Origin of the sequence: Streptomyces sp. D2-8 (genome assembly GCF_023184515.1) — a bacterium.
In the GTDB taxonomy this organism is placed as follows: domain Bacteria; phylum Actinomycetota; class Actinomycetes; order Streptomycetales; family Streptomycetaceae; genus Streptomyces.
This window is the reverse complement of the sequence record NZ_JAAHBP010000007.1, coordinates 67,622-89,673: the sequence shown is the minus strand read 5'-3', so window position 1 is coordinate 89,673 and position 22,052 is coordinate 67,622. Positions and strand designations below refer to the sequence as shown.

Here is a 22,052-nt window from a genome sequence, read left to right as displayed (position 1 = left end):
GTGCGGCCGCACGAGGAGGACGTATGGAGTGGCTGGTCACACTGACCGGCGCCGCCATGGTGTTGATCATCCTGCGGGACCTGTTCCACACGCTGTGGCATCCGACCCGCCACGGCGGCCTCAGCCGGATCGTCATGACAGGGCTGTGGCGGTTGCTGTCCCCTGGCCGTGCTGTACGTGGGGCGGCCGGACTGGTCGGGCCGCTCGGCATGGTCGGTGTGGTGGTGATGTGGGCCGGCGGGGTGGCGGTGGGTTGGGCCTTGGTCTACTGGCCGCATCTGCCCGAGGGGTTCGCCTTTTCCAGTGCGCTGGATCCGGCCGCGCACTCGGGGCCGGTGGACGCCCTCTACATCTCGCTGGTGATCGTCGCCACGCTCGGCCTGGGGGACATCGCGCCGGCGGAGGGCTGGCTGCGCGTCGTCGCACCCCTGGAAGCCCTGGTGGGCTTCGCCCTGCTGACCGCCACCGTCTCCTGGGTCCTCGGCATCTATCCCGCGCTCGCCCGGCGCCGGGCGCTGGCGCTGCGACTCCGCCATCTGCGCCGTGCCGGTCTGACACCGCAGCGGCTGGACTCCGATTCGGGGGCGGCGGTGCTGGACGGACTCGCCGGAGAGATCGCCCGTGTCTGTGTGGACTTCACGCAGTATCCGGAGTCCTACTACTTCCACGACGGCCCCGGTGACGCCTCGCTCGCCCGGGCCATCGGCTACGCCGCAGAGCTGGCCGAGCAGGCGCAGGGGGCACAGCACGCGGGTATGCGGCTCGCGGGATCCGTGCTCGGCGTGGCGCTCGACGACCTCGCCGCCGTCCTTGACGACCGCTTCCTGCACACGGGAGCGGACCGGCGGCAGATCCTGACTGCCTACGCCCACGACCACGGCGGCCACTGAGCCGTGACGGCAACGACCAAGGTTGTCGACCAGTCCCGGCGTCGTCGTGATGCGTGGATGCGGTTGGGAGGCGTTGCCCAAGCGGTACTCGACCGGCCCGTGCCTCAGATCAACGACACGCGTAGCAAGTTCCCCATGATCGGGTGGTAGTCGCGACAACCCATTTCTCACGAAAGGCTTTGATGAGGCGGAGCTCACGACGGCGTCTCCGCGAATAGACAGAGCGGCATGCCGACACCGCCCGGACCATGTCATGCCGCCCGGAGTCGCGGGTAGGGTGTGCGGCCGGGATCTTGACGAGCACACGACTCCGCCGGCCGGGACAGCGGTCGTCGGGCACACGGGGCAGGGACGGCGATGGCAGGACTGGCGACGCGGCTGTGGTCACGGTCGTCGCTGCTCACCGCCCACCCCGCCCGCGCGGTCGTCGTGGCCTTCGCCATGGTGGTGCTGCTCGGCGCGGCGGTGCTGTCGCTGCCCTTCGCCACGGAGCGGGGGGCCTCGCCCGATTTCGTGACCGCGCTGTTCACGGCCACCTCGGCGGTGTGCGTCACCGGCTTGGCGGTGGTGGACACCGGAACGTACTGGAGCGGCTTCGGCGAGGGCGTGATCCTGGCCCTGATCCAGATCGGCGGCTTCGGCATCATGACGATGGCGTCGCTGCTCGCGGTGCTGATCTCGGGCCGGCTGCGGCTGCGCATGCAGCTGACCGCGCAGGCCGAGACCAAGAGCCTCGGCATCGGCGACGTACGGCGTGTTCTGCTCGGCGTCGCCGGGACCACACTGATCGTCGAGCTTGCGGTGGGCGCGGTGCTGGCGCTGCGCTTCAGGTACGGCTACGGCGACAGCATCGGCAGCGCGGTGTACCTCGGCTCCTTCCACGCCGTGTCCGCGTTCAACAACGCCGGCTTCGGGCTGCACGCCGACAGCCTCACCCGCTACGCCCAGGACCCCTGGGTCACCCTCCCGATCGCCGCCGCCGTGATTCTGGGCGGCATGGGCTTCCCCGTATTGCTGGAAGTCGTGCGACACCGCCGAAGGCGTCGCACGACGGGGCGCCGGACCTGGAGTCTGCACACCAAACTCACCCTGATCAGTACCGCGGTCCTGCTCGTCGCCGGCACGGTGCTGACCTGCCTGCTGGAGTGGACCAACCCCGGCACACTCGGACCGCACAGCGCAGCGGGAAAGGTCCTCGACGGCTTCTTCCACTCCGCCATGAGCCGCACGGCCGGCTTCAACGCGGTCGACGTCGGCGCGCTGCACGCCTCGACACTGCTGATGACCTGTGTCCTGATGTTCATCGGCGGCGGCAGCGCCGGGACCGCGGGCGGCATCAAGGTCACCACCTTCGCCGTGTTGCTCGCCGCGATCCTCGCCGAGGTGCGGGGCGAGCCCACCTCCACGGTTCTGGGCCGCCGTCTGGCCCCGCACGCGCTGCGTCAGGCCCTGACGGTGGCGCTGCTCGGAGTCGGGCTCGTCATGGGATCGACGCTGGTCCTGCTCGCACTCACCGATGAGCCCCTGGACGCGGTGCTGTTCGAGACGGTGTCGGCCTTCGCCACGGTCGGTCTCTCCACCGGGATCACGGCCGACCTGCCGACGGCCGGGCAGCTGCTGCTGATCGTCTTGATGTTCGTGGGCCGCCTCGGCCCCATCACGCTCGTCTCGGCTCTCGCCCTGCGCGAGCGCACCCGCCGTTACGACCTGCCAGAGGAGCGACCCGTCATTGGCTAGCAAGCTGCCCTTTCTGCGCCGTCGGCATCGCAAGCGTTCCACGGAAACCGACGCCCACGGGCGTGACCAGCGGGTCGCCGTGATCGGGCTCGGCCGCTTCGGCTCCTCCTTGGCCAATGAGCTGATGAGGCGCGGCTGGGACGTCCTCGGTATCGACACCAACGCCCGCCTGGTCCAGAAGTACAGCGACGGGCTCACCCACGCCGCCGTCGCCGACTGCACGGATGCCGAGACCCTTCGGCAGCTCGGCGTCCACGAGTTCACCAGCGCGGTCGTCTCCATCGGCACCGACATCGAGGCGAGCATCCTGGTCAGCTCCAACCTGCTGGAGGCCGAGGTGCCCAACATCTGGGCCAAGGCCATCAGCCGCCAGCACGGCCAGATTCTCCAGCGTCTCGGCGTCCACCACGTCGTTCTCCCCGAGCACGAGATGGGAGAGCGGGTCGCCCATCTGGTCACCGGCCGGATGCTGGACTTCATCGAGTTCGACGACGACTACGCCCTGGTGAAGACCGTCGCCCCGGACATCGCCACCGGGGTGCCGCTCGGGCAGAGCCAGGTCCGCAGCCGGTACGGCGTCACGGTGGTGGGCATCAAGCGGCCGGGCGAGGGCTTCACCTACGCGACCGCCGAGACCGTCGTGCAGAAGGGCGACGTCATCGTCGTCACCGGCAGGACCCGCGCGGTGGAGAGCTTCGCCGAACTCAGCTGACCCACGCCCTGGTCGCCTGTCGGCGAGCGGCGAGACCAAGGACCGGCCGAGTCACGCTCTGCGGCCGGCGTCGAGGTGGTCGGTGGCGTCCAGCGCACACCTCGCGCCTGGGTGAGCACGGGCTCGTTGGCCCTGCCTGAGCCGGCGGCTCTTCCGCGGCTCGCCGCCAATGCGTCAGCGGAGCCGTCGTCCTGGTCGAGGTCGGCGGCGAGGGCGGGCGTCCGTCCGCCGCCCATGGGGGCGCGTCTCAAGAGGGAGACCGAGCGAGACCAACCGCGACGCTCACCAGTGAAGCGGTGGCCAGAACACCGCACACGACCCTGATCACGGCGGGTGTCAGAAGCCGATTGACCCCCACCGTGTTCGACATGAAGCCGTGGATTCGCCACGCGATATCGCGGTAGTTGGACGCCACGGCCAACATGGCGGCACCACATACGAGACCCCACCCGAGTTCGGCCCACGCAGTCATGGATTCCTCCCACAGAGACACCCGACGCCGGTATCAATCCCGGCGTCACCACAAACCCACAGGGCCCCGGGTCTGGCCCGGGTCAGAGTTCGTTGTCGGGCCAGCCGAGCAACCGGGCGCCGACGACGGCGGTCTGCAGGGTGTAGCGGTGGACGGGGTCGGCCGGATTGGTGCCGGTGAGCTTGTGGACGCGCTCCAGGCGGTAGGTGAGGGCCCGCACGCTCAGGCGCAGTCGGCGGGCCGCCTCGGCGGCGACGCATCCGGAGTCGAAGTACGCGTTGAGGGTGTCGAGGAGGAGCTGGGCACCACCCCGTGCCGCCTGGAGCGGGCCGAGGACGCTGCGTACGAGCTCGGCCATGGCCTGCCGATCGCGGGTGAGGACCGGGTGGACGAGCAGGTCGGCCGAACGCAGCACGGGCTCGTCGAGGTCCAGGCGGCCCGCCAGGTCGAGGGCGTTGAGGGCCTCTTCGTCCTGGTCGCCGGGCCGACGCGCCATGACGCCGTGTCAGGTGCCCTGTAACGTGCCCAGCGGTGTGCCGGGAAGTCTGGTCGGCGATCTTCACTGCAGAAGGCGGAGCAGGGCTGCGCCGCATCAACCGCTCGACCCGGAGGAGCCGTTCGGCGTGATCACATTCCCTCAGCCCGCACGCGGTGTGCCACGCCCGGAGCACATGATCGTGTGCGGTGACGATGCCCTCGCCGAACGACTGGCTGCCGAGCTCGCCACCGTCTACCGCGAGCAGGTCACCCTCGTCGTGCCGCCCTCACGGCGGCCCGGCTCCGGAACCGGCCGGACACGCGCCGCTGCCCTGCTCGGCCGGGTGCAGGCCGCGATGAACCGCGCCGCGGACCCGGCCGTCCCCGGCGACACGGCCACGGCGCACGTCGTCGAGGCCGCGGAACTCGACGAAGCCGCCCTTGCCGAGGCGGGCGCACGCGAGGCCGCGGCGATGGCGCTGATCCATGACGACGACGAGACCAACATCCGCGCCGCGCTGGCCGCCCGCCGCCTCAACCCCCGGCTGCGCCTGGTCATCCGGCTGTACAACCGCAAGCTCGGCCAGCACCTGGAGGACCTGCTCGATCAGGCCGCCACGGTCGCCGTCCCCGGCCTCGACCCCGAAGCTCTGGACACCTCCACCACCGTCCTGTCGGACGCCGACACCGTGGCCCCCGCCCTCGCGGCCACCGCCGTAGCGGGCACCAGCAAGGTCGTCCAGGCCGACGGCCTGCTGCTGCGCGCCGTGGAGCGCACCCCGCCCGGGCACGGCCGGGTCGCCGATCCCGGTCTGTGCACTCTCGCCCTGCTGTCCTCGACCACCAACGATCCGGCCGGAGCGGAGGGTTCGGACACCAGCGGCCGGGAAGCCCCCGTCCTCCTGCCCGACGACGACACGGTCGCCGCCGCCACCGGACGCGGCACGGTCGTCCTCGAAACCGTCACACACACTCCCTCCGGCTCCCCAGCGCGACGGCTGGCAGGGCGCGGGCTGCCGCTGGGTTCCCTCTTCTCACGCCGGCTGCGCTGGTCCCTGATCGGGCTCGTCGCCAGTGTCCTCGGCGTGGCCGTCGCAACCTGGCTGACCGCCGGCGATCGCGCCGGCTCGACCGGCCTGCTGCACGCCTCCTACCTGACGTTGCTCGACCTCTTCGCGATCGGCGACCCGGCGCTGGAGGAGCCCAAGGCACGTCAGATACTCCAACTCCTCGCCGGCCTGGCCGGCATGCTGCTGATGCCGGTGCTGCTCGCGGCCGTCCTGGAGGCACTCGGCACCTTCCGTACCGCCTCCGCGCTGCGCCGACCGCCGCGTGGCCTGTCCGGCCACGTCGTCCTGCTCGGCCTCGGCAAGGTCGGCACCCGTGTGCTGGCCCGGCTCCGAGAACTCGACATCCCCGTGGTGTGCGTGGAGGAGGATCCCGAAGCGCGCGGCATCCCGCTCGCACGCCGCCTGCGCGTGCCCACCGTCCTCGGGGACGCCACCCAGGAAGGCGTGCTCGAAGCCGCCAAGATCCACCGCGCGCACTCCCTGCTCTCCCTGACCAGCAGCGACACGACGAACCTGGAAGCCGCCCTGTACGCACGTTCCGTCAAACCGGACCTGCGGGTGGCGCTGCGGCTGTACGACGACGACTTCGCCACCGTCGTCCACCGCACCCTGCGCACCGCTCATCCGCGAGCCCTCACCCGCAGCCGCAGCGTCTCCAGCCTCGCAGCGCCCGCCTTCGCCGGCGCCATGATGGGCCGGCAGGTCCTGGGCGCCATACCCGTCGAACGCCGCGTGCTGCTCTTCGCCGCCCTCAACGTCGCCGGGCACCCGCACCTGGAGGGACGCACCATCGCCGAGTCCTTCCGCCCAGGGGCCTGGCGCGTCCTGGCACTCGACACGGCGGAACCGGGGGAGCGCCTGCCCGACCTCGCCGCCACACCGACGGACGAGGGCGTACACCGCCCCGGCGGACTGGTGTGGGACCTCCACTCCGGCTACGTCCTGCGCCCCGAGGACCGCGTGGTCCTCGCCGCGTCCCGCCAGGGCTTGGCGGAACTTCTTGGTCGGCATCCGCGGCTCAGGGTGCGAACCACCGACGTCTAGGGTGGCGTCGGACCCGGTGAGCAGTGCCGTCAGCCGCCTGCAACGGCAGGGGAAGAGCCCGGATAGCCCGGATACGTACGCCGCGGGCCGTGACCGGCCGGCTCACCAGCTCAAGCCGAGAGCGCCGAAGGAGTCCGGTGGTCCGTACGACACGCCACGCTCTCATTTTGGTCCGTCGCCTTCACCAGCTGCCGCCGTCCCCCGGTCCGGCTTGCCGCTCTGCATATGCTCATGCAGAATCCTCAGCTACTGAATAGGCGAGGGGGAGCACGTCATGAGCGTGACCGACAGCCCTGCCGCGCGGCTGCAGGCTCTCTTCGAGGGCCACCGGCTGACGCCGACCCAGCGGCGCATCGCGCACAGCATGGTGCGGCGCGCCGCCGACGTGCCGTTCCTGTCGAGTGTGGAGCTCGCCGAGCTGGCCGGGGTCAGCCAGCCGTCCGTGACCCGCTTCGCCGTCGCCCTCGGCTTCGACGGCTACCCCGCCCTGCGCCGCCACCTGCGCGAGGTCGCCCCCGCCGAGCCCGCTGCGGAGGCCCGGTCCTGCACCGAGTACCAGCAGGCCGTCGAGGCCGAGATCGAGAACCTCCGGCACCTGGCGGAGGCCCTGGCCGACCCCGCTCCCGTCCAGCGCGCCGGGCGCCTCCTCGCGGCCTCCCGCCCGCTGCTCGTCCTCGGCCTGCGGGCGGCTGCCGCCCAGGCGCACGGCTTCGCCTACTTCGCCGCCAAGGTCCACCCCGACGTACGGCTGCTCGGTGAGGGCGGCACGATGCTCCAGGACCGCATCGACGCCGCCGTCCGGGCCGGCGCGAGCGCACTGCTCTGTTTCGCGCTGCCCCGGCACCCCCGCGAGGTCGTCGACACCCTCGGCTACGCCAAGGAGGCCGGGCTGACCGTCGTCACGGTCGCCGACTCCGCCTTCGCACCCGTCGCCAAGGTGTCCGACCTGCTGCTCCCCGCCGCCGTCGGCACCGGTCTCGCCTTCGACACGGCCTGTGCGCCGATGCTGCTCGGCCGGGTCCTGCTGGAGGCCATGTGCGACGACCTGCCCCAGGCCCAGTCCCGCCTGGAGGAGTTCGACACGAAGGCGGCGGCGCGGGGCCTGTTCGTCGACTGACGGCACGCGCGGAGCTTCTCAGACTCGTCTCACGTTGCGGCGCTACCGTACGTCTCCCAGAGGCTTCGGAGACCGGACGGAGGCTGGACGTGACGCGTGGAGGACAGGGACTGGCCCGGGTGGCCGTCGTCGTACGGGCGGGAGCGCCCCCGTTGTGGTGGCTGGGCGTGGCGGCGGCGGGCATCGGCCTGCTCGCACCGGGTCTGACCGGACGCCGGATCGGCGTCCTGGCCGGGGCGGCGCTGTTCGTCCTGGCGACGGCGGCGGTCGCCTGCGGACGCCGCAGGCGCTACGCGGCCCTGGCCGCCGCCGCGTCCCGCGCCGGCAAGAACGACGTGCTCCAGGACCGCGCCGTCACGGTACGCAACTGGCGCCGGGGCCACCGCTGGTGGCTCCTCCTCGCCTTCCTCGCCGCCCTGGGCAGCGCCTTCGCGGCCCCGGCGGCCGGGGGCATGCTCCTGGCCGGCTGCGGCGCGGGCCTGTGGCTGAAGTCGGCCTGGCTGGGGCGGCGGGAGCAGGCCGACGAGGCGTTGCTGTGGGTCCGCGTGGACTGGCTGCGCGGGGGAGCGGCCCGCCCGGCCGGCAAGCAGGTCAGGGCGTACCGCACCACGGGCATCGCGGCGGGGGACGCCGCGCCGGGAGGCGCGCGAAAGAAATCGCCGGCACTGGTGTGATCCGACAGGGTGCGGCCCCCTGGCCTAGGGGCGCGGGGCCGTATCGATGTGCGGCTCCGCCGCGTGGGCGCGACAAGCCACACCGCACCCGCGGCCGGAATCCTACGGAACCTCCCACCGCGCTTGCGTCAACGCATCCACCTGCGCCCCACCCGACTCGGCGACGACCTCCCCCACGGTCTGAGCCCGCCGCACCACCGCGAAGCGCCCACCCGGCCCGAACCCGTACACCCCGGGCCGCACCAGCGAGTTGTACCCGTAGTGATGCGCGAAGTAGTACGCCCCGGTGTCCAGCGCCGCCGCGTAGTCCCCCTGCTCCAGCAGCGGCATGGACCGGCCCTCCGCCAGCAGATCCCCCGCGAAGCAGGCCGGCCCGGCCACGTCCTGCACCACCGTCGGCCCTTCCTTCGGCCGTCCCTTCGCGTCGTACGCGGCGATCCGCAACGGCCAGCTCCCCGGCGCGTACACCGTCCGCGCGGCCACCTGGACCCCGGCGTGCGTCACCGCCACCGCCCGCCCGCCGGAGGCCTTCGCGTACTCGACCCGCGCCACCACCGTCCCGTGCTTCGCCAGCAGTGACCGCCCGAACTCGGTGACCAGCCCGTACCTCCCGTCGAGCAGGCCCGGCACCTCCTCGGCCAGCAGCCGCGCGTAGCGCGCGTACGTCGGGCTCGTCGCGTCCGAGGCGAAGTTCACCGGCAGGCCGCCGCCGATGTCCAGCGTGTCGACCTGCCGTCGCCCGGTCCGCCGGTTGATCTCCTCCGCCAGCGCGTACGTCTCCGCCACGCCCCGTGCCATCAGGGCCAGCGGGATGCCCTGGGACCCGGTGTGCGCGTGCAGCCGGGTCAGCCACGGCCGGTCCAGATACGCCTGGACCACCCACTCCCGGGCCCCTTCGTCGCGCAGCGCCACCCCGAACTTCGAGGTGGCCGTCGCCGTGGACAGCGCCTCGATGGAGCCCCCGCCGACCTGAGGGTTCACCCGGATCCCGAGTGGGGAGCGGCTGTCCTGCGCCCGCACCAGGGCGTCGAGACGCGCCAGCTCCTGCGGGTTGTCCGCGTTGACGGCGATACCCAGGGACAGTGCCTCGCGCAGCTCGTCCGGCGTTTTCGCGGGCGAGTCGAGCACCGTCATCTCCGGCGGCATGCCCGCTGCCCGGGCCAGGGCCAGCTCACCCGGGCTCGCGACCTCCGCGCCGAGGCCCTCCTCCCGCAGCAGCCGCAGTACCGGCACCAGCGGGGTCGCCTTCACCGCGAAGGCGTGCAGCACGGGCGTGCCCGGCGCCACGACCGCCTCGAACGCCGCCCGCAGCTCCGCCGCAGACTCCCGGATGCCGGTGACGTCCAGCAGCCCCACGATGGGGCTGTCGGGCCCGAGCAGCCCTTGTTCCACGGCGGCCCGCACCGCCTCGTCCCGTCGCGCGGCCCGCCGGGCCCCGGTGTCGCCCGCCTCTTCCGCCTCGATCTGTGCGCCCATGCATCCAGCCAAACATCCACGGCAGCGCCGCGCCGACGCCCCGGCGTATTGACTAGCTCTATTCATGAGGTAAGGATGTGAATAGAAGCAGCAACATTCCGCCGGGAGCACCCACCAGGAGGCAGACCATGTCAGGACCCCGCCCGCCCGTCTCCCTCCACCACCCTCAAACGAGGCCCTCCGGGCCGCCCCCTGGTCCTGTCCGAGCGCCGCGCGGCACGGAACCGAGCGCCCTGGGATGGCAGCAGGAAGCCGCCCTGCGGATGCTGCAGAACAACCTCGACCCGGAGGTCGCCGAGCACCCCGACAAGCTCGTCGTCTACGGCGGCACCGGCAAGGCGGCGCGCGACTGGCGCTCCTTCGACGCGATGGTGCGGACGCTCCAGGGGCTGAAGCAGGACGAGACCATGCTGGTCCAGTCCGGGCGGCCCGTCGGTGTCATGCAGACCCACGAGTGGGCCCCGCGCGTCCTCATCGCCAACTCCAACCTCGTCGGCGACTGGGCCAACTGGGAGGAGTTCCGCCGCCTCGAACACCTGGGCCTGACCATGTACGGGCAGATGACCGCCGGCTCGTGGATCTACATCGGCACGCAGGGCATTCTCCAGGGCACCTACGAGACCTTCGCCGCCGTCGCCGCGAAGAAGTTCGGCGGGACGCTGGCGGGCACCATCACCCTGACCGCCGGTCTCGGCGGCATGGGCGGTGCCCAGCCGCTCGCCGTGACGATGAACGACGGTGTGGCGATCTGCATCGACTGCGACCCGCGTGCGATCGAGCGGCGCATCGAGCACCGGTACCTCGATGTGAAGGCCGACAGCCTCGACCACGCCCTGAAGCTGGCGACCGAGGCGCGCGACGCCCGCCGCCCCCTCTCCATCGGCGTCCTCGGCAACGCGGCCGAGCTGCTCCCGCAACTCCTCGCCATGGGCGCCCCCATCGACATCGTGACCGACCAGACCTCGGCCCACGACCCGCTGGCCTACCTGCCCCTCGGCACCGCCTTCGAGGACATGGCCGACGCCGCCGCCAAGGACCCGGCCGGCTTCACCACCCGGGCCCGCGAGTCCATGGCCCGGCACGTGGAGGCCATGGTCGGCTTCATGGACGCCGGCGCCGAGGTCTTCGACTACGGCAACTCCATCCGCGGCGAGGCCCAACTCGCCGGATACGACCGGGCCTTCGCCTTCCCCGGCTTCGTCCCCGCCTACATCCGCCCGCTGTTCTGCGAGGGCAAGGGCCCGTTCCGCTGGGCCGCCCTGTCCGGCGAGGCCTCCGACATCGCCAAGACCGACAAGGCGATCCTCGACCTCTTCCCGGAGAACGAGTCCCTCGCCCGCTGGATCAAGCTGGCCGGCGAACGCGTCCACTTCCAGGGCCTGCCCGCCCGGATCTGCTGGCTCGGCTACGGCGAGCGCGACAAGGCCGGTGAGCGGTTCAACGACATGGTCGCGAGCGGGGAGCTGGCCGCGCCGGTCGTCATCGGCCGCGACCATCTCGACTGCGGTTCCGTCGCGTCCCCCTACCGGGAGACCGAGGCCATGCTCGACGGGTCCGACGCGATCGCCGACTGGCCGCTGCTGAACGCCATGGTGAACGTGGCGTCCGGGGCGTCCTGGGTGTCGATCCACCACGGTGGCGGCGTCGGGATGGGCCGGTCGATCCACGCGGGGCAGGTGACGGTGGCCGACGGCACGGCGCTCGCGGGCGAGAAGATCCGCCGGGTGCTCACGAACGACCCCGGCATGGGCGTCATCCGGCATGTCGACGCCGGGTACGACATCGCGGAGTCGGTGGCGGGGGAGCGGGGCGTCCGCGTTCCGATGCGCGAAGGTGACCCGGCGTGACCCAGGACAGCGGCAGCTCCTTCCACCACATGTGGCGCGAGCTGCTCCCCCTCGGGCGGCACCCCGTCTCCGGCGGCTACCGGCGGTTCGCCTGGAGCGGCGTCGACGGTGACTGCCGGGCCTGGTTCGAGGCGCAGGCCACCGCCCGCGGGCTGCGCTACGAGGCCGACCGGAACGGCAACCAGTGGGCCTGGCTCGGGGACCCCGCCGAGGGGAACGCCGTCGTCACCGGGTCCCACCTCGACTCCGTGCCGGACGGCGGCGCCTTCGACGGCCCCCTCGGAGTCGTGTCCGCCTTCGCCGCCCTGGACGAACTGCGCGGCCGGGACGCCCGCTTCATCCGGCCCCTCGGCATCGTGAACTTCGGTGACGAGGAGGGCGCCCGCTTCGGGCTCGCCTGCGTCGGGTCCCGGCTCACCGCCGGGCAGCTCACCCGCGAGCAGGCGCACCGGCTCACCGACGGCGACGGTGTGACACTGCCGCGCGCCATGGAAGCCGCCGGATACGACCCCGACACCATCGGAGCCGACCCCGAACGACTCGCCCGCATCGGCGCCTTCGTCGAACTGCACGTCGAGCAGGGCCGGGCCCTCGACCTGTCCGGCGACCGGGTCGGCATCGCCAGCGCGATCTGGCCGCACGGCCGGTGGCGGTTCGACTTCCGGGGCGAGGCCAACCACGCCGGCACCACCCGGCTCGCCGACCGGCACGACCCCATGCTGTCCTACGCCGAGACCGTCCTCGCCGCCCGGCGCGAGGCCGAACTCGCCGGAGCCGTCGCCACCTTCGGCAAGATCGCCGTGGAGCCCAACGGCGTCAACGCCATCCCCTCCCTGGTGCGCGGCTGGCTCGACTCCCGTGCCGAGGACCAGATGAGCCTCGACACCGTGGTCGGCGGCATCGAGAAGGCGGCCCGGCAGTACGCGGACGCGCACGGCATCGACCTCGACATCGTCCGCGAGTCCTTCACCCCCGTAGTCGAGTTCGACCACGCCCTGCGCGACGAACTCGCCCGCATCCTCGGCACGGACACCGACCTCACGGTCCCCGTCCTCGGCACCGGCGCGGGACACGACGCCGGGATCCTGTCGGGGAGCATCCCGACCGCCATGCTGTTCGTGCGCAACCCCACCGGCGTCTCCCACTCCCCGGCCGAGTCCGCGAGCGAGGACGACTGCGTGGCCGGGGTACTCGCACTCGCCGACGTACTGGAAGGACTGGCGTGCAGGTGACGACAGCAGCCCCGCGGACGTACTGGCTGGAGCACGCCTGGCTCGGCACCCACGTCGAGTCCGGCGTGGCCCTCGACGTCCGGGACGGCCGGATCGCCGCCGTCCGCACCGGCACCCCCGCCCCGCCCCCCGGCGCCGAGGTCCTGCGCGGGCTCACCCTCCCCGGCCTGGCCAACGCCCACAGCCACGCCTTCCACCGCGCTCTGCGCGGCACCGTCCAGGTCGGCTCCGGCACCTTCTGGACCTGGCGCGAGGCCATGTACGCCACGGCCGCCCGGCTCACCCCGGACAGCTACCACGCCCTCGCCCGCGCCGTGTACGCCGAGATGGCCCTGGCCGGCATCACGGCCGTCGGTGAGTTCCACTACGTCCACCACGCCCCCGGCGGCACCCCCTACGCCGACCCCAACGCGATGGGCGAGGCCCTCATCGCGGCCGCCGCCGAAGCCGGGATCCGCATCACCCTCCTCGACACCGCCTACCTCTCCTCCGGCTTCGGACAGCCGCCCACCGATCCCCAGCTCCGCTTCTCCGACGGCACGGCGGACGCCTGGGCCGAACGCTGTTCAGTTCTCAAGGAACGGGATCACGCGCGGATCGGAGCGGCGATCCACTCCGTACGGGCCGTGCCCGCCGAGCAGTTGGCGACCGTCGCGCGGTGGGCCGAGGAGCGGCGGGCCCCGCTGCATGTGCACCTGTCGGAGCAGACCGCCGAGAACGACGCCTGCCGGGAGGCCTACGGCCGCACTCCGGCCCGGCTGCTCGCCGACCACGGTGTGCTCGGCCCGCGCACCACCGGCGTCCACAACACCCACCTGACCGCCGAGGACATCTCCCTCCTCGGCGGCAGCGGCACCGGCACCTGCATGTGCCCGACCACCGAACGGGACCTGGCCGACGGCATCGGCCCCGCCGTCGCCCTCCAGCAGGCCGGCTCACCGCTCAGTCTCGGCTCCGACAGCCACGCCGTGATCGACCTGCTCGAAGAGGCACGGGCCATGGAGCTGAACGAGCGGCTGCGCACCCGTACCCGAGGTCACTGGACGGCGGCGGCCCTCCTGCGGGCGGCCTCGGCCGACGGCCACGCGGCCCTCGGCTGGGACGAGGCGGGCGCCCTGGAGACCGGCGCGCTCGCCGACTTCACCACCCTCGCGCTCGACTCGGTCAGGACGGCAGGGCCGCTTCCGCGACTCGGGGCCGAGACGGCCGTATTCGCCGCGTCGGCAGCGGACGTGTCGCATACGGTCGCGGGAGGGCGGCACGTCGTACGGGACGGGGTCCACCGCCTCGTACCGGATGTGCCGCGAGCCCTCGCGGACGCCGTCGAAGCCCTGCGCGGATGACCCCGGGCCGCCCGCCCGCGCGGCCCGCCTCCGCCCCCGAACCCGACCCCACCGCCGACCAGGCCACCAAGGACGCCATGAGCAACGCGACGACCGTCAGCCCCGCCCACTCCGCGAGCACCGCAAGCACGCTCATCACCAACATCGCCAGCCTGGTCACCAACGACCCCTCCCTCGGTGACAAATCCCCCCTCGGACTGGTCCAGGACGCGGCCGTCGTCATCGAGGGCGACCGCGTCGTGTGGACCGGTGATCAAAGCAAAGCACCCGCCACTGACAATCGGGTCGACGCCGGCGGCCGGGCGGTCATCCCCGGCTTCGTGGACTCCCACTCCCACCTCGTCTTCGCGGGCGACCGGACGCAGGAGTTCAACGCCCGCATGTCCGGGCGGCCGTACAGCGCGGGCGGCATCCGCACCACCGTCGCGGCCACGCGGGCGGCGAGCGACGAGGAACTCGAGGCCAACCTCACCCGATACCTCCGCGAGGCCCTCCGCCAGGGCACCACCACCTTCGAGACCAAGTCCGGCTACGGCCTGACCGTCGAGGACGAGGCCCGGGCCCTGCGCATCGCCGCCGCCCACACCGACGAGGTCACCTACCTCGGCGCCCACATCGTCCCGCCGGACCTCGCCGAGGACCCGGCGGCCTACGTCGCCCTCGTCACCGGCGAGATGCTCGACGCCTGCGCCCCGTACGCCCGCTGGATCGACGTCTTCTGCGAGAAGGGCGCCTTCGACGGCGACCAGGCCCGCGCGATCCTCACCGCCGGCAAGGCCAGGGGCCTGCACCCCCGGATCCACGCCAACCAGCTCTCGTACGGCCCCGGCGTGCAGCTCGCGGTCGAGCTCGACGCGGCCAGCGCCGACCACTGCACCCACCTCACGGACGCGGACGTCGACGCCCTGGCCGACGGCCGTACCGTCGCCACCCTGCTGCCCGGCGCCGAGTTCTCCACACGGGCCGCGTGGCCGGACGCACGGCGGCTGCTGGACGCGGGTGTCACGGTCGCGCTGTCCACGGACTGCAACCCCGGCTCGTCCTTCACCTCGTCCGTCCCGTTCTGCGTCGCGCTGGCGGTACGGGACATGGGGATGACCCCGGACGAGGCCGTGTGGTCGGCGACGGCGGGCGGCGCCGCGGCCCTGCGGCGCACCGACGTCGGCCGCCTCACACCGGGCGCGTACGCCGACCTGACGCTCCTCGACGCCCCGAGCCATGTGCACCTGGCCTACCGCCCCGGCGTCCCGCTGGTCAGCGGGGTGTGGCGGCGCGGAGAGCGTGTGGTGTGATCACCGGCCCGCGACAATGCGATGCCGGGCCGGCGGACGACCGGCATCACCGGAGGGCGGGGGCGGATGGCGAAGCACTGGTCGGCACCACTCGTGGTGAACGTGCTGCTCGGGATCCCGGGTGTGGTGCCGTTCTGGCTGCTGTGGTACCTCGCGGTGAACGGGCCGCTCGCCGAGCTCGGCTGGACCGTGCGGGAGCCGACCGAGAACGACGGCATGGCCCTCTGGCTGGTGATCGTCGTCCCCGTCGTCACGCTGTACGGCCTGATCTGGTGGCTCGCCAACATGCCGCTCCGGCGCAGTACGGCACTCGCTCCGCACACCTACTGGCTGCTGAGCCTGGCGGCCTCGCTGCTCCCGACGGCCGCGCTGGTCCTCAACTCCTGAGGGGCCGCGGCAGCCTCCCGGGGACCACCCTTGGCACGCGCCTGGGGGCGGGCCGTGCGGCCCGCCCCCGAAGGACACGTTCACCCGGGTCGAGGATCACTCCTCGACGGTCAGCCCCTTGCGCAGCCGCACCAGCGTCCGCGACAGCAGACGCGAGACGTGCATCTGCGAGATGCCGAGTTCTTCGCCGATCTCCGACTGGGTCATGCCCGCGACGAAACGCAGGGACAGGATCTTCCGGTCGCGCGGCGGGAGTTCCGCTATCAGCGGCTTCAACGACTCGACGTACTCGATGCCTTCGAGCCCGTGGTCCTCGTAGCCGATGCGGTCCGCGAGCGCGCCCTCGGAGTCGTCCTCCTCCGGCTGGGCGTCCAGCGAGGAGGCGGTGTAGGCGTTCGACGCGGCCATGCCCTCGACGACCTCGTCGTTGGAGAGGCCGAGGCGCTCGGCCAGCTCGGCCACCGTCGGGGCGCGGTCCAGCTTCTGGGCCAGCTCGTCACCGGCCTTGGCCAGGTCGAGCCGCAGCTCCTGCAGCCGCCGCGGAACGCGCACGGACCACGAGGTGTCGCGGAAGAAGCGCTTGATCTCACCGACGATGGTCGGCATCGCGAACGTGGGGAACTCCACACCGCGGGACAGCTCGAAGCGGTCGATCGCCTTGATCAGGCCGATGGTGCCGACCTGGATGATGTCCTCCATGGGCTCGCTGCGGGAGCGGAACCGGGAGGCGGCGAACTTGACCAGCGCGAGGTTCAGTTCGACGAGCGTGTTGCGGACGTACGAGTACTCGTGGGTCCCTTCCTCCAGCGTCTCCAGACGCTCGAAGAGGGTCTTCGACAGGGCCCGGGCGTCGACCGCGTCGACTTCCTCGTACGGGGGGATCTCCGGAAGTCCGGCGAGAAGGCCGTCCTGTGTGACGAGCATCTCGACCTGCTCGATGGGATCCAGATGTTCCGGAAGGGGTGTCGACGTCGCTTTCTGGGTACGCGATGCGTCGAGCCGGGGTGACATGATGTCCTCCATCGTTCTCGGCATATGGCTGCCGGAGCCGTTAGGTGCACTGCGGTGTGCGGCGCCTCCAAAGCCGGCCGTGGTCGGTTACGTGTCCTTACTAGGCCTACCCGCTTTCCTGAGCCCACCGCAAGTGCGTTCTGTGGGCATATGTCCGTTTGTGTGTAGTTGTTCGGGTGTCGAAGCGTGCTGGGAAGGCGTAGTGTTCGAGGGCGTCAGCAATCACCTCGACGTCGGGAGAGAGAGACGGCATGGACCGCGGGACGGTCGGCAGCGCACAGTCTGGCCGGCTTCTGGTGGAGGTGCGGGAAGAGGGCTCTAGTGCCGTCGTGACCCCGGCGGGTGAGTTGGATCACCACACCGCCGATCTGTTGCGTGAGCCGCTCGAAGACTGCCTCGCCAAGGGATTCAAGCGCCTGGTCATCGATTGCGCGCGCCTGGAGTTCTGCGACTCCACGGGGCTCAACGTGCTCCTCGGGGCGCGGCTGAAGGCGGAGGCCGCCGGTGGCGGCGTCTCGCTCGCCGGTATGCAGCCGGTGGTGGCACGCGTGTTCGAGATCACGGGTGCGGATGCGGTCTTCAGCGTCCATGACTCGCTCGAGGCGGCCCTGGCCGACGAGTCGGGCTGACCGGCGGTGCGTCGGTGCGCGGTGCCTCGGCCATCCCCCTGTGACCGGCGTCCCAGCCCTGTCACGTCTTTCGTGCCGAATACATGGGTGTTCAGTCGGTCCGGCAGGGCAGGAGACATCCTGAACCCGTCGGTCACCAGTGTGGCGGGGGCGCCGCGAAACCGACGTGCCGCGCGCTGCGTGACTGACTGTGTAGTGAATTTTTTGAATCGTGAACTGGTGAATCGGTGAGGTGAAGCGCTGATGAGCACCACCCGGCCTTACCCGCCGGGCGACCGCGGGCCGGAGCCCAGCGGCGCTTCCGGGGCGTCCGAGGGTGGCGTAGCGGCGGCCGGTGCGTCCGGCGAGGGCGTGGACGCGCCGTCCGGAGCCGCGGCGCCGCCGGGGGGTCGGCAGGTGCGCCGGCTGAGCTTCGGCGACGAGAGCGGCGTGGTGCCGCTGGCCCGCGACTTCACGCGCCAGGCGCTGTACGCGTGGGGCTGGCTGCCCGCCGCCTCCGCCGACCGGCGGGCCGCCGCCGAGGATGTGCTGCTGGTCGTCTCCGAGCTGGTCACCAACGCCTGCCTGCACGCCGAGGGGCCGGACCAGTTGCGGATCACCTGCGACAACAAGGTGATCCGCGTCGAGGTCGCTGACCGGGGCACCGGTCAGCCGGCCCCCCGCACCCCGCACCGCGCGGGGCGCCCGGGCGGTCATGGCATGTTCATCGTCCAGCGCCTGTGCCTGGACTGGGGCGTCGTCCGTACGCCGGGGCTCTCCGGCAAGACGGTGTGGGCGGAACTGGGCGCACCTGCCTGATCCACCGGAACACCTGCCCGACTCCGGGTCCCCCTGCTCGGTCGAGGGCGTACCCGCCTGATCAGGGTGTACCCGCCCGATCAGGGTGTATTGGCCTGATCCGGGCTTACCCGCCTGGTTACCCGGCTCGTGCGGGCGCCCGGGGGTGCGTCCGAACGGGTGACCGCCCCCTCACGGGATCTCCGCCGCGCATCCCCTCATACGTCACTCACCGCACGCCGGATCGCCACAGATCCGGCGCGCACTGTGTCTTCCTTCCTCAAGGCCCCGGGCGTACCTTGACGGCCCTGTCTGATACACCGTCAGGAACAGGAAGGGGAGCCGCACCGTGTCGTACCGGAAACGAACCGCCGTGCTCGCGTCCGCCACGGCCCTGGCCGGTTCGGCGGTGTGGATGGCCGCCCCCGTCGCCCGGGCCGAGGTCGTCGACGTCAACTACCAGTGCAAGACGCCGATCGGCGACAAGAGTGCCGTCTCGCCCATCGACATCAAGGGCGTCAAGAGCGGCAGCGGCTACCGGATCACCATGTCCTGGCAGAAGGGCGTCTCCTCCAGCCCGGTCGAACTGGGCAAGGGCGCGATGACGCCCAGCGCCACCATCGCCCTGGGCGGCGCCGACAGCGGCACCCTGTCGGTGACCGGCCCCGCCAACGAGGCCGCGATCCCGGCCAACACGCCCATCAAGATCAGCGACCTGAGCGGCACGTACACGCCGAAGAAGAGCGGCGAGGTCACCTTCACGGCCGGTGTGCTCACCATCAAGGCGCTCGGCACGACGACCACGTGCACCCCGACGAACGACCCGGGCCCGTCCCTCACCCTCGACGTCACGGACGCGAGCGGCGGCGGCACCACCGGCTCCGCCCAGGGCGGCGGCTCCGGCCCCGACACCGGCGCCGGGCTTCCGCAGACCGGGCCCGAGGACTCGGCCGTCGCCCTCGGCACCCTCGGCGGCACGGTCCTGCTCGCCGGAGCGGCAGGTGCCCTGTGGCTGACACGACGTCACCAGGGAGCGCGAACGGGCCGTTGACCGGGCGGCCCACCCGGCAGGTGCCGACGCCCCGGGCCGCACCGACGCGGCCGAGCGCGAGAGGGCACGCCGCCCGGTCCGGCCGCCCGGGCGCCGATGCCGTACGCCCGCACCGTACGACCGCTGGAGCCGCCGATGCCGCCCGCCGTCCGTCTTCCGTATGTGTCGCTGCCGGTTCTGCTGGCGCTGCTGCTGGTCCTGGCCGGGGCCGGGCCCGTCGGGGCGGCGGACCGGCCCGTCGTCGAGTTGTCCAAGTCCCAGGCGGGGGCGGGCGGTTCGATCACCGTCAGCGGCAGCGGCTGGCGACCCCGGGCACTGCTGACGCTGCTCGTGTGCGGGCAGGCCGAGCCGAAGCGGGGCGTGACCGGCGGCACCAACTCCTGTGCCAACGCCGACGGCCGGGCCGTCACCACCGACGCCGACGGGCGCTTCCGCCGCGAACTGCCCGTCGCGGAGCCGCCGGTGCCGTGCCCGTGCGTGGTGCACGCGGCGACCGTGACGGGAGCCGGGGCCGAGGCCGACGCGGCCCTCCGGGTCGCCGGGCACGCCGTCGAGCCGCTGCCCGCGGAAGCGGCCGGCGGACGGCTGTCCCTGCTCGCGGACACCCGGCTGCGGGGTTCCGGCGGTCTGCTCACCTGGTTCGGCTCCCCGCCCTCCCGGACCCTCGTGATCACCGTCGGCAACGTCGGCACCTCCCCCGTGAAGAACCCGGTCTTCCAGGTCGGCACCTCGCACGGCGTGTTCGCCCCCGAGTGGCAGGACCAGCGCTGGCGGGGCACGATCCGGCCCGGCGGCAAGGCCCGCATCGAGCTGCCCGTGGAGCTCGGGGCCGGGGCGCACGGCGACTACACCGTGTCGCTGAAGTACGGCGGCAAGGTGCTCGCCGAGCACCCCTGGGGCGTGGGCCGGCCCTGGGGCGTGACCCTGTTCTGGGTCCTCGTCCTCCTGGTCGTACCGGCGGCGCTCTTCCGCGCGGGACTGGCCGTGATCGACCACGTACGGCCGCGCCGCCCGGGCCACGCGGCCCGTCCGGCCCGCCGCCTGCGGCTGCCCGCCCCCCGCCGGGCCGCGGCCCCGCCCTGGTTCGCCCCGGACGCCGACCCTCCGAGGTCGACCAGGACATGAGGAAGGGCCGCCGCACCCCGGAGGTGCGACGGCCCTTCTCGCAGGGTCAGGCGCCGGTGATCAGCGGACGTCGCCCATCATGGCCTTGACCTTCTTGCGGTACATGTACACCGCGAAGCCGGCGACGACGGCGAGCCCCGCCTCCAGCGCCACGAAGCCCGCGCGGTCGAGGTTGACCCCGCCGACGGCCGGGTTGGACAGCAGCGCGGTGACGGAGTCGCCCGCGGTGACCGCGAGGAACCAGACGCCCATCATCTGCGAGGCGTACTTCGCGGGCGCCATCTTCGTCGTCACGGACAGACCCACCGGCGACAGCGTCAGCTCACCGACGGTCTGCACGAAGTAGATCGCGACCAGCCACATCGCCGCGGCCTTGTGACCGCCCTCGGCGATCGACAGCGGGGCGAGGAAGAGGAAGAAGGACGCACCCACCAGCACCAGACCGGAGGCGAACTTCACGATGGTGCTCGGCTCCTTGCCGCGCCGGTTCAGCCACAGCCACAGCCAGGCGAAGACCGGCGCCAGCGCCATGATCAGGACCGGGTTGACCGACTGGTACCAGGAGACCGGGAACTCCCAGCCGAAGACGGTGTTGTCGGCCTTCTCGCTGGCGAAGAGCGACAGGGTCGAACCACCCTGGTCGTAGATCATCCAGAAGACGGCGGCGGCGACGAAGAACCAGATGTACGCGGACACCTTCGAGCGCTCGCCGGAGTCCAGGTCCTTGTCGCGCAGTATGCGGGAGATGACCAGGATCGGAACGACCAGGCCGAGCAGCGTGAGCGGGATCAGCGCCCAGTTCAGGGTGAAGTGGCCGGTGCCGCCGACCAGGGCGTAGAAGACCACGGCGATGGCCAGCCAGATCAGGCCCTTGCGCAGGGTGGCGGCCTTCTCGGCGGGCGACAGCGGAGTCGGGACCTCGCTGCTCTTGGCGTCCAGGTGGCGGCTGCCGAGCAGGAACTGGACGAGACCCAGCGCCATGCCGAGAGCGGCCAGCGCGAAGCCCAGGTGCCAGTTGACGCTCTCACCGACGGTGCCGATGACCAGCGGGGCGACGAAGGCGCCGAGGTTGATGCCGATGTAGAAGACCGTGAAGCCACCGTCGCGGCGCGGGTCCGCCGGGCCGTCGTAGAGGTGGCCGACCATCGTGGAGATGTTGGCCTTCAGCAGACCGGAGCCGATGGCGACGAGGCCCAGGCCGACGTAGAAGCTGGCGGCGGCGGGCAGGGCCAGGCACAGGTGGCCGATCATGATGACGACACCGGCGACGGCGACCGTCTTGCGGGGGCCGAGCATACGGTCGGCGAACCAGCCGCCGGGCAGGGTGAGCAGGTACACGAGCGACAGGTAGACGGAGTAGATCGCCGTCGCCGTGCCCGCGCTCAGGTTCAGGCCACCCGGGGCCACCAGGTACAGCGGGAGCAGGGCCCTCATGCCGTAGTAGGAGAAACGCTCCCACATCTCGGTCATGAACAGAGTGGCCAGTCCGCGGGGGTGGCCGAAGAAGGTCTTCTCGGAACCGGGGGTGCCCGGTCGGGCCGAGTCCTTCGTCAGGCTGGACGCCATGGTCGTTCCTTGCTGCTCGGGACGCGCCCCGCGGCAGCGGTGGTGCGCCCGGTGGGGGGGGCTGCCGGCACCGGTGGGTACGGCCGTCCGTCCGACGCCTACGGGGGGTCCGCTCCGGGGCAC

18 protein-coding genes and 1 pseudogene are annotated in these 22,052 nt (G+C 72.1%); 15 read left to right on the top strand and 4 right to left on the bottom strand.

Annotated elements, in window-relative coordinates; genetic code table 11:
• Positions 1-23: 23 nt before the first annotated feature.
• The 3 genes from G3I77_RS14050 to G3I77_RS14040 all read left to right on the top strand — a co-directional run bounded on the left by G3I77_RS14050 (position 24) and on the right by G3I77_RS14040 (position 3,339).
• Positions 24-890, top strand: a complete 867-nt coding sequence (locus G3I77_RS14050; RefSeq protein WP_248503611.1) for a potassium channel family protein — start codon at positions 24-26, stop codon at positions 888-890.
• Between the two features lie 357 nt (positions 891-1,247).
• Positions 1,248-2,627 (top strand): TrkH family potassium uptake protein, encoded by a 1,380-nt coding sequence (locus G3I77_RS14045; RefSeq protein WP_248503610.1) that lies wholly within the window; start codon positions 1,248-1,250, stop codon positions 2,625-2,627.
• On the top strand, positions 2,620-3,339 hold the full coding sequence (locus G3I77_RS14040) for a TrkA family potassium uptake protein (protein WP_248503608.1): 720 nt from the start codon (positions 2,620-2,622) through the stop codon (positions 3,337-3,339). Before G3I77_RS14045 ends, G3I77_RS14040 begins: the two co-directional genes overlap by 8 nt.
• Before the next feature lie 554 nt (positions 3,340-3,893).
• Here G3I77_RS14040 and G3I77_RS14035 read toward each other — a convergent pair.
• Positions 3,894-4,280: pseudogene (locus tag G3I77_RS14035) on the bottom strand (PucR family transcriptional regulator); the annotation flags it as partial.
• A gap of 202 nt (positions 4,281-4,482) precedes the next feature.
• Here G3I77_RS14035 and G3I77_RS14030 point away from each other — a divergent pair.
• The 3 genes from G3I77_RS14030 (at position 4,483) to G3I77_RS14020 (ending at position 8,193) form a co-directional block, all read left to right on the top strand.
• Positions 4,483-6,402 carry a TrkA family potassium uptake protein gene (locus G3I77_RS14030; RefSeq protein WP_248504242.1) on the top strand — a complete coding sequence of 640 codons (1,920 nt, stop codon included), beginning with the start codon at positions 4,483-4,485 and terminating at the stop codon, positions 6,400-6,402.
• Positions 6,403-6,676: 274 nt separating this feature from the next.
• Positions 6,677-7,519 (top strand): MurR/RpiR family transcriptional regulator, encoded by an 843-nt coding sequence (locus tag G3I77_RS14025; protein WP_248503606.1) that lies wholly within the window; start codon positions 6,677-6,679, stop codon positions 7,517-7,519.
• An 89-nt stretch (positions 7,520-7,608) separates the two neighbouring features.
• Positions 7,609-8,193, top strand: a complete 585-nt coding sequence (locus G3I77_RS14020; protein WP_248503603.1) for a hypothetical protein — start codon at positions 7,609-7,611, stop codon at positions 8,191-8,193.
• 102 nt (positions 8,194-8,295) lie between these two features.
• Here G3I77_RS14020 and G3I77_RS14015 read toward each other — a convergent pair whose 3' ends face one another.
• Positions 8,296-9,669 (bottom strand): diaminopimelate decarboxylase, encoded by a 1,374-nt coding sequence (locus G3I77_RS14015; protein ID WP_248503601.1) that lies wholly within the window; start codon positions 9,667-9,669, stop codon positions 8,296-8,298.
• 128 nt (positions 9,670-9,797) lie between these two features.
• Here G3I77_RS14015 and hutU point away from each other — a divergent pair, with 128 nt between their 5' ends.
• From hutU to G3I77_RS13990, 5 genes are all read left to right on the top strand, one after another.
• A complete protein-coding gene (hutU, locus tag G3I77_RS14010) occupies positions 9,798-11,516 on the top strand; it encodes a urocanate hydratase (protein ID WP_248503598.1) in 1,719 nt (572 codons plus the stop codon).
• A 29-nt stretch (positions 11,517-11,545) separates the two neighbouring features.
• Entirely contained in the window at positions 11,546-12,748 is a 1,203-nt protein-coding gene (locus tag G3I77_RS14005; RefSeq protein ID WP_248504241.1) for an allantoate amidohydrolase, read from the top strand.
• Entirely contained in the window at positions 12,739-14,091 is a 1,353-nt protein-coding gene (locus G3I77_RS14000; RefSeq protein ID WP_248503596.1) for a formimidoylglutamate deiminase, read from the top strand. The genes G3I77_RS14005 and G3I77_RS14000 overlap by 10 nt, the downstream gene beginning before the upstream one ends.
• A complete protein-coding gene (hutI, locus tag G3I77_RS13995; protein WP_248503595.1) occupies positions 14,088-15,383 on the top strand; it encodes an imidazolonepropionase in 1,296 nt (431 codons plus the stop codon). The genes G3I77_RS14000 and hutI overlap by 4 nt, the downstream gene beginning before the upstream one ends.
• Before the next feature lie 66 nt (positions 15,384-15,449).
• Positions 15,450-15,770 carry a hypothetical protein gene (locus tag G3I77_RS13990; protein ID WP_248503594.1) on the top strand — a complete coding sequence of 107 codons (321 nt, stop codon included), beginning with the start codon at positions 15,450-15,452 and terminating at the stop codon, positions 15,768-15,770.
• A 96-nt stretch (positions 15,771-15,866) separates the two neighbouring features.
• Here the strand turns inward: G3I77_RS13990 and G3I77_RS13985 are convergent, their stop codons facing one another.
• A complete protein-coding gene (locus G3I77_RS13985; RefSeq protein ID WP_374385390.1) occupies positions 15,867-16,781 on the bottom strand; it encodes an RNA polymerase sigma factor SigF in 915 nt (304 codons plus the stop codon).
• Positions 16,782-17,032: 251 nt separating this feature from the next.
• Here G3I77_RS13985 and G3I77_RS13980 point away from each other — a divergent pair, with 251 nt between their 5' ends.
• The 4 genes from G3I77_RS13980 (at position 17,033) to G3I77_RS13965 (ending at position 20,363) form a co-directional block, all read left to right on the top strand.
• Positions 17,033-17,410, top strand: a complete 378-nt coding sequence (locus G3I77_RS13980; RefSeq protein ID WP_031102780.1) for an STAS domain-containing protein — start codon at positions 17,033-17,035, stop codon at positions 17,408-17,410.
• 243 nt (positions 17,411-17,653) lie between these two features.
• Complete coding sequence (locus G3I77_RS13975; protein WP_248503592.1) at positions 17,654-18,208, top strand: ATP-binding protein; 555 nt, start codon at positions 17,654-17,656, stop codon at positions 18,206-18,208.
• Between the two features lie 328 nt (positions 18,209-18,536).
• On the top strand, positions 18,537-19,238 hold the full coding sequence (locus G3I77_RS13970) for an LPXTG cell wall anchor domain-containing protein (protein ID WP_248503591.1): 702 nt from the start codon (positions 18,537-18,539) through the stop codon (positions 19,236-19,238).
• Positions 19,239-19,373: 135 nt separating this feature from the next.
• Entirely contained in the window at positions 19,374-20,363 is a 990-nt protein-coding gene (locus G3I77_RS13965) for a hypothetical protein (RefSeq protein ID WP_248503589.1), read from the top strand.
• A 60-nt stretch (positions 20,364-20,423) separates the two neighbouring features.
• Here G3I77_RS13965 and G3I77_RS13960 read toward each other — a convergent pair whose 3' ends face one another.
• Positions 20,424-21,929 (bottom strand): oligopeptide:H+ symporter, encoded by a 1,506-nt coding sequence (locus tag G3I77_RS13960; RefSeq protein WP_248503586.1) that lies wholly within the window; start codon positions 21,927-21,929, stop codon positions 20,424-20,426.
• Positions 21,930-22,052 lie beyond the last annotated feature (123 nt).